This is a genomic window from Thiorhodovibrio winogradskyi, from assembly GCF_036208045.1.
In the GTDB taxonomy this organism is placed as follows: domain Bacteria; phylum Pseudomonadota; class Gammaproteobacteria; order Chromatiales; family Chromatiaceae; genus Thiorhodovibrio; species Thiorhodovibrio winogradskyi.
The window spans coordinates 471,579-485,110 of the sequence record NZ_CP121472.1 but is presented as its reverse complement, the minus strand read 5'-3'; the positions used below and the strand labels follow the sequence as shown (position 1 = coordinate 485,110).

Below are 13,532 nucleotides of genomic sequence, written 5' to 3'. Positions count from 1 at the left end.
ACTGGCGGGCAAATGGCGGGCAAATGGCGCCTACTCAATGAAAGCCCAGTCCAAGGCCCAGCCCTTCAAGTCGCCGCCTCGCGCTGCTTACGCCGGCGCTTGAGCCAGACATCCAGCCCCTGGGCGTTTAAGTCAGTGTCCACTGCCAGCAGCGCGCGGATGCGTGCGGCCTCCAGACGCACGCCATGGGCTTGGGCCGCGGCGACCAGGCTGTCGGCGACGGCGGCCCTCAGGCGCGCGAGCCGGCCCTCTTCGGCCCGCGCTTGCTGGCTGGAGTCCTGCTCGGCCAAGTGCTCCTCCTGCAAGGCCAGCTCGGCCAGCGCGGCAATGCTCGCCTTGAGCTGGCACGCCAGGGCCGCGGGCCCGTCAAGGCGACCATAATGGGTCAGGAACAGCATTTGCGGCGCGACCTCCAGCAGCCGATCCACACTGGCCTGCCAAGCGCTCGGATCAAAGGCCACGGGGGTGGTGGGCGCGAACAACCAGGGTCCGGCCTCGGTGCGCAACTCCGGATAGGCGATGCCAAAGGTATCCCCGGTGAACCAACCACGGGTGCGCTCATCGAACAAACAGCCGTGATGGTTGGCATGCCCCGGGGTATCGATAAAGCGCAGGATGCGGCCGCCGAGATCAATCCGCTGCTCGTCTTGCGCCAGCTCGACGCGTGACTCGGGGATGGGCGTGGGGGCGCCGAAATGGCGTGCGAAATCTTCCGCGCCATAAACAGCCGTGGCGCCCGCGATCAGCTTGGCGGGATCAATCAAATGTGGCGCGCCCTTGGGATGCACGATCAAGCGCGCATTGGGGCAGGCTTGCATCAAAGCACCAGCGGCGCCGGCATGGTCGAGATGCACATGGGTTGGAATCACGGCCTCGACATGCGCTGGGGTCAGGCCCAGATCGGCCACGGCAGCGAGCAGCCGGGGCAGCGCGCGGGCGACACCGGTATCGATAAAAGCGAGACTGTCGCCACCGCGAATCAAGTAACTGGCCGCCAGTCGCGGGCGATAAAGGTCGGTATCGATGCAAGTAATGCCATCAGCGATGGTTTCCATCATCTGCTCCAGTTCGGATTTGGTCGTCCATTTAAGAGTTAGTCTGGGTGATTCGGCTAGGGTGATTCGGCCGGTGAGATTAGGCCAGCGAGACTCGGTCTGGGAGACAGACTGTCCCAGCGGCCAGGCATCAGTCCGGCCAAACCCGGCGCGCGCTGCTGTAGCCGGCACCGCCAGTCGCGGACGCTGCCCGCGCGCCCTTGCGCGCGCCGCCCTTGCCCGCCGCGGCGCGTGGCCGCGGCGGCGGGCTGTCCTGCTTGGTTGTGGCCGCCGGCGCCTTGGTCGCATCGGTCACGGGCGCCGTCGCGGTAGTGCCGTCGGACTCAGCCGCCGCCGGCCCGCTGCCAGTCTTGGCCTTGCGGATGGAATCGATGAGCTGGCGTTCGGTCTTGCTGGCGGCTGTCATGGGCGGAATATCTCCTCAATGAGTTGCTCTATCTCGGCCACGGCATCGGCGCCACGGCGGCCGCTTTGAAAAATCGTCCGCCCCTCTAGCACGCACAGACGATGAATGGAACGCCGCCGCAGCATGGCGCTCGCCACTGGCAGATCCAACTCGGCGACTGCCTCGGGCATCAGGCGCGACAGGGTCGTGCGCGGCTCGATCTGGCTCATCACGATAAAGCCGCGCAGACGCGGATTCTCGGCGCGCAGCTCGGTGATCACCCGGGCGATGGGCGCCGTTGCCCAGAGATCCATGGGCGAGGGCTGCACCGGCACCAGGGCAATGTCCGCCAGGCGCAGCGCCTGCCCGCTCTGCTCTGACTTAATCGAGGGCGGACAGTCGATAATCAGGTGATGGTGGCTCTCGCTCAGTGCCTTGACCGTGGATTCAAACCCATGGGCCACGGCGACCACGGGCGGCAGCCCCGGGCGATTCTCGCCCACCAGCCGCCACTGATAAGCCGATTGCTGCGGATCGGCATCGATCAGCATTAGGCTGTCATGGCGCAGCAACCCGGCGGCCAGGCTCATGGCCAGGGTTGTTTTACCTGTCCCGCCCTTGTTGCTGACCACGGCAATAATGGCCACATTGGATTCCTCGGAAAAAGCCTCTGATCATTCTAACTCACGTTTCGGAGTTCAAAAAAGCCATACTAGCCGGCTCAAGCCTCGATAGAACCGGTCTCCGCGCCCTCCAACCGAAGGGTAAACTCAGATAGTCACACTTCGGGCAGATGCAGGTGCCGCCGGCACCCATGTTGTCTTGTTGCTGCTGGGGCATGTTGGAACCTCCGCTTCGCTGTTTCCGAAGAATCCACTCAGGATTATCCAAGGAGGTGGAAATGGCTGCATTGATTAGGTTGCGTTTTGGTGTTTGCAAGCTCACTGAGTTATTGGCCATCCGGGATCGCTCAATGATGGTCTTCGCGTTAATTTGACGGCGATGGCAGCCAACAGTCCGGCAAACCACATCCCCAGCGCCACGGCAGGTTTCAGACCTGCTCCCTATTGGACAGCGTGGCGTCGAGGTCGGACTCCGCCCGCACTCCAATCGGCACGCTGGCGGCTGAAACAACGAGCACGCAGAATAGCCAAAAATGCAGCGCGTTGTGGGCGAACAAATCGACCGCCATCATCGCCCCTCGGCCTCCAGTGTGTCTCGCGCATCGGCGAGCCGCTTGCAGTCGCAATTAGTTATTTTTAAGCTATCGGTATTCATCATGAATAATCATCACTGGCTGCGTGACTTTGTGGCCGGTACGCGCTCGGATCGCCGCCGTTCAGACGACGCTCTAACCGCATCGACAAACGAGAACGAAACCGGGAGATTAGGATCATGCACAATGCTCGCCAGTCCGCCTTGATCACCGGCGCCAATTCGGGATTGGGCCAGGCCATGGCCACGGCCCTGGCCGCTGAAGGGATGGACATCGGCATCGTCGCGCGCGACGCGGCCCGCGGCGAGAGGGCGCGCGAGCTGATGTGCCAGCAAACCGGCAACCCGCGGGTGCGCTTGTATGTGGCCGATCTGGCTGATCAACAATCAGTGCGCGCCCTGGCCGAGGCTGTTCTGAAGGACTTCGAGCAGCTCCATGTGTTGATCAATAATGCCGCCACCGCCTTCCCGCGGCGACGGCTGAGTCCCGATGGCATTGAGTGTGCATTGGCCGTGAACCACCTCGCTCCCTTCCTGTTAACCCATCTCCTGCTGGAGCGGCTCAAGGGCAGCGCCCCTGCGCGCATCCTGCATGTCGGCACGCGCATGAACACCGCGCTGGACTTCGACGATCTCAACTGGGAGCGCCGCCGCTACCGGATGATGCAGGCCTATGGCCAGTCCAAGCTCGGCTTGCTGCACCAGACCTTTGAGTTGGCACGGCGTCTTCAAGGCTCGGGCGTGACAGTCAACTGTGTTTTTCCCGGGGTCTTCAAGTCTAATCTGGGAGGAACCGACGGCGCGCAGGGGCCGGGTTGGAAGCTGATCGCGCTGCTGCTCGGCTGGGCGCTGCCCACGCCGGAGCAGGCGGCCAAACGGGTGTTGCGCCTGATGCGCGATCCCTCGCTCGCGGACATGAACGGGTGCTATTTTGATGGCCGCCAGCCGCTCACCGCGCCGCGGCAGGCACGCGACCTGGATGCCAACCGCCGCCTCTGGCAGATTAGTGAACATCTAACGGGACAGCAACCTGATCGGGTGCAGATTTTCAAACCGGCTGTTTAGCAACATCGTCACGTCGGCGCTAACAACCCATGGGTTGTTGAATCAGCACCCGATGTCCTCAAGGTTCCGGCCCTTGGTCTCGATGCGCAGCAGCCAGGTGATCAAAGCCCCCAGCAGTGAAGAGCCAACCAGGATCAGCAGCAGATTTTGGGTGCCGAGATCTTTTTGAAAAATCGGGAAGCAAAAGGCTGTCAGTACGGCGCCAATTTTGGCAAAGGAGGCGGCAAAGCCGGCACCTTGCCCGCGGATATGGGTCGGAAAGACCTCGCCCGCAATCAGATAGGTTTGGGCGTTGGGCCCGAGGTTGGTCATGAAGTTAAAGATCACAAAGCCAGCCGCGAGCACCCAGAGTTGCAAGGGTTCCGCGAAATTCATCGATCCGGCGGCCAGGGCCAAGCCAATCGCACAACCGATGAAGCCGAACACCTGAAGCCGTACGCGCCCGACCTTGTCCGCCAGAAGCACGGCGGCGATGATCCCAAATAGCAACAGCAGGTCGAGCAGTGCGGCGCCCTTGGCGGCCAGGATGTCGTTATGGATGACGGCGGCAATGTTGTGCTCGTGGTTGGTGTGATGGCCGAGGGCGGCGGCCAGGATGGTGGGTGTGAAGATGCCGATTCCGTAGGTGCCAAGATCCTGAAGAAACCACGGAATGGAGGCAAATAAGGTGGCGCGACGGTTCTTGCGGTTGAACAGTGCCAGAAAGCCGCCCTTGGCGTGAGCCTTGCCGTCGCCTTTGTCCTCGGCTTCGGGGACCTCGAGACACACCGTCTTGGGATAAGCGGGGTCGCGTTCCAGCAACCGGTGCAGGGCTGTTTCCGCCTCTTGCACCCGACCGCGGGCCAGCAGCCAATGCCCACTATCGGTGATAAAAAAGCGCCCGATGATGACGACAATGGTAGGGATGATGGCGGTGGCATACATCCAGCGCCAGGCGCTGAGATCTTGGGTGAAGTTGAGGATCAGATACCCGACGATGGTGCCGACCAGTGCGCCAACTGCTTGAAAACCAAAGGCACTCAGAACCAGCTTGCCGCGGTCCTTGCTTGGAATGCTCTCGGAAATGATCAGATGCGCGGTTGGGTAGTCGCAGCCGAGCGCCATCCCCATGCCAAACAGAAAAACGACCAGCCACGGGAAGCTGGGACTGAAGGTTAACGCGGCCAGAAAGATCGCGAACAGGATCATCTCAACGATGAACATCCGCTTGCGGCCAAACACGTCGGCGAGACCGCCAAGGGCCGTGGCTCCGATTAGGATGCCGGCGAGGACGGCGGCCCCGACAACGCCCTTGTGCGCGGCGTCGAGCTGAAATTCCATCACGATCAACGGCAGTGCGACGCCGGTCATGAAGACAACCAGCCCCTCGAAGAACTTGCCCGCCGTGGCGAGTATCCAGATGCGCCACTGCATTCGGGTCAAGGGTACTCCAGGAGTTGAAGTGCCATCCTGCCAGAACGGCGTTTCGTCGATGTAGGCTTGCACACTGCGGGGACGTGCTGAGGTCTTGTTCCGAGAGCTCATTGGGACTCCGGTTGCGCGGTTGGCTGGCGGTGATTCACTGGGCTCCGCGGCTTGCTGCATTGTCAGTTGCGTTCGAGCATAACAATCGAGTGTGATCTGCGTGTTAATACCCGGCTCGGCACCGGCTTCGGGTTGCCGTTGCCACAGCCAGCCCTTGCGTTTGAAGTGCCAGAGCATCAAGCCCGCGATCAGGATGCACAGGAGCCAGAACAACGGATAGGCGGGCGGCCAGTGGGCTTCCGGCATCTCCAGATTCATCCCCTCGACCCCGGCGAGGAAGGTGAGCGGGAGAAAGATTGTCCCGATGATGGTCAGGACTTTCATGACGTCGTTGGTGCGGTTGGAGACGATCGAGGTGTAGGTCTCGGTGACCGCGCTGGCGATCTCGCGGTAGGTCTCGACCAAATCGATGATTTGGGTGCAATGATCGTAGACGTCGCGCAGATAGGTCTGGGTGATCTCGGACAGGCACTGATGGCGGTCTCGCAGGAGCTGAATCACCAGCTCTCGCATGGGCCAGGCGGTGCGTCGAATAATGACCAGATCGCGCTTAATCGCGTGCAGGGTTTGCAGACTGATGGTGTCGGGGTGGCTGAAGATTTGATCCTCCGCGTCCTCAAGACGCTGCGCGCAGGCGTCGAGAACGGGAAAGCTGTGATCCACGATGGCATCGATCAACACATAAAACAGAAAGCTGGCATCGTGCTGGCGCACCCGCGAGAGCGGTGACTGGATCCGGTGGCGGATCTCGTCGATCACGCCATGGGAGCCGCTCTTGAAGCTCAGCAAGGTGGTGCGCCCGAGGAAAAACGCGACCGGCTCGGTCAGGGGTTGGCCGCGCACGAGCGTGACGGCCTGTGCCATCACGAACAGTCGCCCCGGTAAATCGCCGGTGTTAGGGTAATCCTCAAGCTTTGCGCGATGCTCGTGCTCGAGGAGGTCCTCAATGGCGAGAGGGTGCAGTTGATATTTCTCGGCCAAACCACGAATCACACTGTGGTCGTCGAGCCCCTCAACATGTATCCAGCGAACCTGGCACCAGCTTGGTCGGTGCGCGTCTAGAAAAGCCTTGATGTCCTTGATTTCTTGGGTTTCGATCTGCTCTTGGCTAAAATCGGTGCAGAGGGCGCGCACCGGCGTGCCGGAGCCGCCGCGGATCAGCTCATGGTACTCAACGCCGCCTGGTGTGCCGGGGCGCGAGCCTTTGGGTCGCGGCAGGCGGGTGCGCGTCGTCCCCGCCCTGGAGCGCTTGGCGTGCCTGGCGTGCTTCGCACCTTTAAGCGGCGTTTTGACCACGTCCGTGGTCGATTCAGGCGGCGGGGGCTGGTGAGATGCCTGTTCCGAGCCGCGCGCTGATCCGGGCTCTCCCGCCGCTTGATTCGCCGCCATCGGTGGCAAGGTGGTTTTTCGCGTCATGTCGAGAGATCGATGATGCCTGCGGGTCAAGTCATTATTTTTGCTGGGAGCTGATGATACAGCGACCACAAGTCTGGTGTAGCAAAGTGCTTCAAAGCAGTGTGCAAAGACCCGCGGCGTCAAAGTCGGCGATGTGAAGCCCGGTCGCGGCGGTCTCCGCCGCCAAGCCGATCCACTTCCAACCATTCATCCGGCGGATCCGTCATGAAGTACTCAAGGAGAGAATTTAAAAAAAGCCGGCCTCGAGCACTCGCGCGCAGATGGGAGGCACCGCGCTCAAGCAACCCCATCTCCTCGGCACGGGCACGCGCGCCCGCGAGCCGGTTTCGTGATAGCCCAGCACGGGCCTCAAACAACGAAAGTGAAACGCCCTGTCGCAGGCGCAATGCGTTGAGCGCAAATTCCAGGATCACGTCCTGATCGCTCAGTTCGTTGGTCTCAGCCACCAAGGCGTCGGGCGCTGCCTGCTTGAGCCGGACGGACTCCAGATAGCGCAGCGGGTCGGCCCATTTGACGCGACGCACGACCCTGCCCTGTTTGGCGTCGGTACGCTTGCCATGAGCACCAGCGCCGAGGCCGAGATAGTCCCCAAAGGTCCAGTAATTGAGGTTGTGGCGGCACATTCTGCCGGGCCGTGCGAAAGCAGAGACCTCGTAATGCCGATAGCCGCTGTCGGTGAGCAGCTGCTGCCCCTGCTCGGCCATGTCGGCGAGCAGATCATCCTCGGGCACGGAAGGCGGCACGCGCTCAAAGGCCGTTCCTGGCTCCAGGGTGAGCTGATAGTAGGACAGATGCTCTGGCTCCAGTGCCAGCGCGGCTTGAAGATCGGCGCGCGCTTGCCCGAGGTTCTGTCCCGGCAGCCCAAACATCAGATCAATATTGATGTTGCGGCAACCCACTTGCCGCGCCTGAGCAAAGGCCTGTCGCGCCTGAGCTGAATCATGCACGCGACCGATGGCCTTGAGTTTGGCATCGGACAGGGACTGCACACCAAGCGATAACCGATTAATGCCCGCATCCAAGGCTTGCGCGAAGCAAGCGGCATCGGCAGCGCCCGGATTGGCCTCGAGTGTCAATTCAGCATGCGCGGCCAAATCAAGGCGGCCACGAATGCCAGCGATCAGCCGGTGCAGCTCGGCTGGCTCGATCAGACTGGGCGTGCCGCCCCCGATGAACAGGGTCTCGACGGCTTGCTCCAGTGGCTGCAGCTCAAGCTCGGTATCGAGGTCCGCCAGGAGCGCATCGATATAGCTCGCCTGACGCCAATGGTCGGGCCTGGGATGGGAATTGAAGTCGCAATAGGGACATTTGCGCAGGCACCAGGGCCAATGCACATAGAGCGCGACAGGCGGCGGGCCAGCAAGAAAACGCCGCTGGTCCGCCGCTTGCCGGGATAAGGACACCTGCCCAGGCCGAGTACTAGCCAGCGTGGTCGCGCGCGGTCAGGTAGCCGTATTCCGAAATCTTGCTCCACGCCTGCGACTGCTTCAAAAACTTTTGATAGGAGGCATAGACCCGCTTGGAGAATTCATCCTGCTCGGCAATCTCCGCCACCACCTCTCCCGATAACCCGCGCAGCCTGGCCACCACATCCGCCGGAAGCGGGCGCACGTCAACACCGTGCTCTTCAACCAAGGTGTCGAGTGCCGCCGGATTGCGTGCCATGTACTCCGAGAGCATGTCGAGATTGATCGCCTTGCAGGCTGTCATCACAATCACTTTGAGATCATCCGGCAGCTTATCGAAGCTAGGCTTGTGGATCATGGCCTCCAGCGTGGTGCCGGGCTCTTGCCAGCCGGGGTAATAATAGTATTTCGCCGCCTTGTAGAGACCAAAGGCCAGATCGTTATAAGGCCCAATCCATTCGGTGGCATCGATGGCACCGGACTGCAGGGAGGTAAAAATCTCCCCGCCCGGCAGATTGACCGGGGTTCCACCCGCGCGCTTGAGCACCTCGCCACCGAGGCCCGGAATGCGCATTTTGATGCCTTTGAGGTCTTCGAGCGAATTGATTTCCTTATTGAACCAGCCAGCCATCTGCACGCCGGTGTTACCCGCCGGGGCCGGGACCAGATTGAACTTGGCGTAGAGCTCACGCCACAACTCCATGCCACCGCCATGGTAGAGCCAGCCGTTCATTTCCTGCGCGGTCAGGCCAAAAGGCACCGTGGTGAAAAACTGCGCCGCCTCGCTCTTGCCTTTCCAGTAATAGGCGGCGCCATGGCCCATCTCGGCGGTACCGGCGGAGACGGCGTCGAACACCTCGAACGCCGGGACCAGTTCTGTCGCACCATAGACCTTGACCTCAATACGGCCCCCGCTCATCTGGCCGATGAGTTCAGCGAGATGATTGGCCCCCGTGCCCAGCCCTGGAAAATTCTTTGGCCAGGTGGTCACCATCTTCCAGGAATACTCTGGCTTCTCCTTGGCATGGGCCTGCCCGGCCTGGGTACTCGCGCCAGCCGTGATTGCGGCAACTCCGGCAGCTTTAATGAAGTCTCTACGTTGCATCGATAGCGTCCTCCTGCTGGTCGGGTGAGTCTGAAGCGAATCGTCGCTGTTTTCTGGTCGGTCGCGCGCATTGATCGGCGACGAACGACAGAGAGTTGATCGAGAATGGTTGATTGGCGTTTTCGGCTGGCTTGAACCGGATCATCCTGCGGCACGCTCAAGACGAGCGTAAGCCAGCACCAACCATTTTTGCCCCACGGCCTCGAAATTAACCTGAATACGCGCGCTGGCGCCAGCGCCCTCGCTATTGAGTACGACGCCGGTGCCGAACTTGGGATGCACCACCTGCTCCCCGAGGTGAAAGCCGCCCGCCGTTGGCGCGCCACCGAGCACCGGCCCCGGGCGCCGCTGACCGCCATGGGCGCGCACCTCTTCGATCAGCGCCACCGGCACCTCGCGCAGGAAGCGCGAGGGCATGGGATACTCCTCGCGCCCATGCAGGCGGCGGCTTTCGGCATGGGTAAGATACAGCTGCTGCATGGCGCGGGTCATGCCGACATAGCACAGGCGGCGTTCTTCCTCGAGCCGGTCGGGATCATCCGCCGACATGCTGTGCGGGAACAGCCCCTCCTCCACGCCCGTGACGAAGACCAGGGGAAACTCCAACCCCTTGGCGCTGTGCAGGGTCATCAACTGCACCGCGTCCTCATGGCCGTCGGCCTGGCCCTCGCCGGCCTCGAGCGCGGCGTGCGCCAGAAAGCTGCCGAGCGGATCGGCGTTATCGTCCTCGAGCTCGCCCTCGAAACGACGCGCCGCCTCGACCAGCTGCTCCAGGTTTTCAAGCCGGTCGATCCCGCGCCCGTCCTTGGCTTTTTCGTAGTGGGCTGGCAGGCCGCTGGCATCGATGGTCTGCAAGGTTAAATCCGCCAGCGACTGGTCTTGGTTCGCCTGCTGCATGGCGCGGATCAAGTCGATGAACTGCCGCAGCGCCCCAGTCGCGCGCGCCGGCAGCAACTGGCTGCCCAGGGCGTCGCCCGCCGCCCGCCACAGGGAGCAGCGCGCCGCGCGCGCATGATCGCGCAATATCTCGACCGTGCGGGTCCCAATGCCGCGCGCCGGCACGTTCAGCACCCGCTCGCAGGCGGCATCGTCATCGGGGTTGGCCAGCAGGCGCAGATAGGCGAGCGCATCCTTGATCTCGGCGCGCTCGAAGAATTTCTGCCCGCCATAGACGCGAAACGGCAGGCCGAGCTGCATCAGGGCTTCTTCAAACAAGCGCGACTGGGCCGTGGTGCGATAAAGGATGGCGCATTCCGAGCGGCGCATGCCCTCCTCGGCACAACCACGGCGCACGCGCTCGGCGACAAAGCGCGCCTCGTCGATTTCATTGAAGGCCGAATACAGACGCACCGGCTCGCCGGCGCTGTCCTCGGTCCAGAGTTCCTTGCCCAGACGAGTGGGATTATTGGCGATGAGCGCGTTGGCGGCGGCCAGAATATTGCCGCTGGAGCGATAGTTTTGCTCCAGGCGCACCACCTGGGTGTTGGGATAATCGCGCTGAAAGCTCTGGATATTTTCCACCCGCGCGCCACGCCAGCCATAGATGGACTGATCATCGTCGCCGACCAGAAACAAGTTGTCCTTGTCGCCGCTCAGCAGTCGCAGCCAGGCGTATTGAATGGCATTGGTGTCCTGGAACTCATCGACCAGGAGCGCGCCAAAACGCGTGCGATAATGGTGCAGGATGTCCGGTCGCTCGCGCAGCAGCTCATGGGTGCGCAGCAGCAAATCGGCAAAATCGAGCAGACCGCCGCGCGCGCAGGCGTCTTCATAGTCGCGATAGACGCGGATGAGCTGCTGTTCGTAAAAATCCCCGCCATCGTCGAGATGACCAGCGCGGCGCCCCTCGTCCTTGTGCTTGTTGATGTAGCCCTGAATCTGGCGGGGCGGCCAGCGTGCCTCGTCCAGCTCGAGCGTTTTGAGGATGCGTTTGATGAGCCGGAACTGATCGTCCGAGTCGAGAATCTGGAACTGCTGCGGTAGCTTGGCGTCCTGCCAGTGCGCGCGCAGGAACCGATGCGCCAGACCATGGAAGGTGCCAACCCACATGCCGCCGACCGGTTGCTCGAGCATCTCCTCGATACGCGAGCGCATCTCCCGCGCAGCCTTGTTGGTGAAGGTGACCGCTAGCACCGCCCAGGGCTGCAGACCCTCCACCCGCAGCAGCCAGGCGATGCGATGCACCAGCACCCGGGTCTTGCCCGAGCCGGCGCCGGCCAGGACCAGCACATTGCCGCCACTGGCGGACACCGCCTCGCGTTGGGCGGGGTTTAGGGGATCGAGAATTCGTGAAACATCCATGTGGGCATTCTAGCGCAGAAGGCGATGGCTTATTGAGGGGTCAGGAACATTGCATCCCCGTAGCTGAAAAACCGATAGCGCTCCGCCACCGCGTGACGGTATGCAGTCATGATGTGATCATAGCCAGCAAAGGCGGACACCAGCATCAGCAAGGTGGATTCTGGCAGATGAAAGTTGGTCAGCATGGCATCGACCACGCGGAAGCGATAACCGGGGCGGATGAACAGCCGGCTGTCGCCGCGGAACGCCTTGAGCTCGCCACCCGCGGCCGCGGTCTCCAGGCTGCGCACGCTGGTGGTGCCCACTGCAATCACCCGCCCGCCACGGGCCTTGGCCGCGGCAACCGCCGTGACCAGCTCGGTGCTGACCTCCAGCCATTCGGCGTGCATCTGATGCGCATCGAGATGCTCCACCCGCACCGGCTGGAAGGTGCCAGCGCCCACATGCAGGGTCAGCTCAGCGCAGGCAATGCCCCTGGTCTTGAGCTGGTCAAGCAGCGCGGTATCAAAATGTAGCCCGGCCGTTGGCGCGGCCACGGCGCCGGCATGGCGAGCGAAGACCGTTTGATAGCGCTCGGCGTCGGTGGCATCGTCGGCGCGCTCAATGTAGGGCGGCAGGGGGACATGACCATGGCGCGCGAGCAGGGTTGTGAGCTCGTGATCCAGGGCCGCAAGTACATAGAGATTGCCCTGACGCCCCCGCACTTCGAGCACCTCCGTGCCTTGCAAGCGAATACGGCTGCCGATGCGCGGCGATTTGCTCGCACGCACATGCGCCAGGGCCTCGCGCTTGCCGGTCAGGCGTTCGATCAGCAACTCAACCCGGCCACCGGTGTCTTTATGGCCGAAGAGTCGCGCCGGTATCACTCGGGTATTATTGAACACCAGCAGGTCACCCGGTCGCAGCAGACTGCCGATGTCACGGAACCGCATGTCCCGGATGGCCCCAGTCTGACCGTCAAGCGCCAACATCCGGCTAGCGCCGCGCTCTGGCAACGGCCGCTGGGCAATGAGCTCGGGCGGCAATGCGTAGTGAAAATCCCGGCGGGTCAGGACGCTCTCCGGTTTGCCCGACTGGCCGCCGCCTTGAACTTGCTCCCGGTCAACGACAAGGTCGCGCAGCCCGTGTTCTTGCGAATCACTGGCGGCCAAGTGACCGGTGTCGGCAATCAAACCCCCCGTTCTTGTCATCGTGATTCCTAATGATGTCTCACCTTCGCCTTTTGGCGCGAAACTCAAGCCAAAGTCCCCTCACACCCACAGCCAAGTGAATCATGATACCCAGACCAAGGACCAGGAATAAAGATGCGAAAAATGCACAGCAATTCCAAATTTGGGTGTTTCATCCGGTGTAGAAGCGGCTCATCCAGCCGCTTCATGACGCGCCAAAATGGCGCGTCTACTAATAACCAGGCCAATCACCAAAGGCTGGAAAACGAAATTTGGAATTGCTGAAAAATGCAGGCCCCATTGTCGAGCGCCCCCGCCTGCGCTATGCTTGGCCTTCAGCGTTGAGCACCCATCCTTACCTTTGGGGCGCCAGCCGCACAGTTGCCAACAGCAAAAAGTCCCTGCCGGGGTGGCGAAACTGGTAGACGCATCAGACTCAAAATCTGACGGTGGCAACACCGTGCCGGTTCGAGTCCGGCTCCCGGTACCATTGTAAGATCAAGGGGTTAGGCCAAAAGCCTAATCCCTTTTTCTTTGTCTTGATGTTCTGCGGCGCACTCACGGCGCACTTGCCCGCAACGATCCACGACAAAAGCGCGTCCGATCCACCCGGATTCCGCGACCCCATCGCCCCCCCGAGACAACTGTCCAAGCAATGCCAATCATCCTCGTCGGAACCCTATTTTCACGAATAAATGCGCCACAAGTGCGCCACAACACCGTGAGATAAACAATAAAACCTTATTATTCAATATTTTGAAAAAATTCTACGTCAGATATCATATCTGACGCTGGTATTTTTCGCCATTTGTCGTAGACTTTCGTTACAGACAAACAGGCCCCGAGTCGGCTGGTACCCGACCCGAGGCCCTGACCACCCACCCGACCTGC

The 13,532-nt window shown here is 61.8% G+C and carries 10 protein-coding genes and 1 tRNA gene; 2 read left to right on the top strand and 9 right to left on the bottom strand.

Annotation, left to right across the window (positions count from 1 at the left end; all coding sequences use genetic code 11):
- Positions 1-65: 65 nt before the first annotated feature.
- The 4 genes from Thiowin_RS02410 to Thiowin_RS02395 form a co-directional block, all read right to left on the bottom strand.
- Positions 66-1,055 carry an MBL fold metallo-hydrolase gene (locus Thiowin_RS02410; protein WP_328988187.1) on the bottom strand — a complete coding sequence of 330 codons (990 nt, stop codon included), beginning with the start codon at positions 1,053-1,055 and terminating at the stop codon, positions 66-68.
- A gap of 130 nt (positions 1,056-1,185) precedes the next feature.
- Positions 1,186-1,461 carry a hypothetical protein gene (locus Thiowin_RS02405; protein ID WP_328986153.1) on the bottom strand — a complete coding sequence of 92 codons (276 nt, stop codon included), beginning with the start codon at positions 1,459-1,461 and terminating at the stop codon, positions 1,186-1,188.
- Entirely contained in the window at positions 1,458-2,087 is a 630-nt protein-coding gene (gene parA, locus Thiowin_RS02400; RefSeq protein WP_328986152.1) for a ParA family partition ATPase, read from the bottom strand. The genes Thiowin_RS02405 and parA overlap by 4 nt, the downstream gene beginning before the upstream one ends.
- A gap of 404 nt (positions 2,088-2,491) precedes the next feature.
- Positions 2,492-2,635: a hypothetical protein gene (locus Thiowin_RS02395; RefSeq protein ID WP_328986151.1), complete on the bottom strand. Its 144-nt coding sequence runs from the start codon at positions 2,633-2,635 to the stop codon at positions 2,492-2,494.
- 200 nt (positions 2,636-2,835) lie between these two features.
- Between Thiowin_RS02395 and Thiowin_RS02390 the strand changes: the two genes are divergently transcribed.
- Positions 2,836-3,720 carry an SDR family NAD(P)-dependent oxidoreductase gene (locus Thiowin_RS02390; RefSeq protein ID WP_328986150.1) on the top strand — a complete coding sequence of 295 codons (885 nt, stop codon included), beginning with the start codon at positions 2,836-2,838 and terminating at the stop codon, positions 3,718-3,720.
- Between the two features lie 42 nt (positions 3,721-3,762).
- Here Thiowin_RS02390 and corA read toward each other — a convergent pair whose 3' ends face one another.
- The 5 genes from corA to queA form a co-directional block, all read right to left on the bottom strand.
- The gene (gene corA, locus Thiowin_RS02385; RefSeq protein ID WP_328986149.1) at positions 3,763-6,660 is read right to left on the bottom strand and encodes a magnesium/cobalt transporter CorA; all 2,898 of its coding nucleotides are present in this window, start codon (positions 6,658-6,660) and stop codon (positions 3,763-3,765) included.
- 119 nt (positions 6,661-6,779) lie between these two features.
- Positions 6,780-8,063, bottom strand: a complete 1,284-nt coding sequence (gene hemW, locus Thiowin_RS02380) for a radical SAM family heme chaperone HemW (protein ID WP_328986148.1) — start codon at positions 8,061-8,063, stop codon at positions 6,780-6,782.
- Positions 8,064-8,079: 16 nt separating this feature from the next.
- On the bottom strand, positions 8,080-9,171 hold the full coding sequence (locus Thiowin_RS02375; protein ID WP_328986147.1) for a TRAP transporter substrate-binding protein: 1,092 nt from the start codon (positions 9,169-9,171) through the stop codon (positions 8,080-8,082).
- A 141-nt stretch (positions 9,172-9,312) separates the two neighbouring features.
- Positions 9,313-11,472, bottom strand: a complete 2,160-nt coding sequence (uvrD, locus tag Thiowin_RS02370) for a DNA helicase II (RefSeq protein WP_328986146.1) — start codon at positions 11,470-11,472, stop codon at positions 9,313-9,315.
- Between the two features lie 29 nt (positions 11,473-11,501).
- A complete protein-coding gene (queA, locus tag Thiowin_RS02365) occupies positions 11,502-12,524 on the bottom strand; it encodes a tRNA preQ1(34) S-adenosylmethionine ribosyltransferase-isomerase QueA (RefSeq protein WP_328988186.1) in 1,023 nt (340 codons plus the stop codon).
- A 520-nt stretch (positions 12,525-13,044) separates the two neighbouring features.
- Here queA and Thiowin_RS02360 point away from each other — a divergent pair.
- Positions 13,045-13,131, top strand: a tRNA-Leu gene (locus Thiowin_RS02360).
- The last annotated feature ends 401 nt before the right edge of the window (positions 13,132-13,532 follow it).

Excerpts from the sequence above, each read along its gene's own strand:
- Thiowin_RS02410 (WP_328988187.1), bottom strand. The coding sequence starts at position 1,055 with ATGGAAACCATCGCTGATGGCATTACTTGCATCGATACCGACCTTTAT.
- uvrD (WP_328986146.1), bottom strand. The coding sequence starts at position 11,472 with ATGGATGTTTCACGAATTCTCGATCCCCTAAACCCCGCCCAACGCGAG.
- Thiowin_RS02405 (WP_328986153.1), bottom strand. The coding sequence starts at position 1,461 with ATGACAGCCGCCAGCAAGACCGAACGCCAGCTCATCGATTCCATCCGC.
- Thiowin_RS02375 (WP_328986147.1), bottom strand. The coding sequence starts at position 9,171 with ATGCAACGTAGAGACTTCATTAAAGCTGCCGGAGTTGCCGCAATCACG.
- Thiowin_RS02395 (WP_328986151.1), bottom strand. The coding sequence starts at position 2,635 with ATGATGGCGGTCGATTTGTTCGCCCACAACGCGCTGCATTTTTGGCTA.
- corA (WP_328986149.1), bottom strand. The coding sequence starts at position 6,660 with ATGACGCGAAAAACCACCTTGCCACCGATGGCGGCGAATCAAGCGGCG.
- Thiowin_RS02390 (WP_328986150.1), top strand. The coding sequence starts at position 2,836 with ATGCACAATGCTCGCCAGTCCGCCTTGATCACCGGCGCCAATTCGGGA.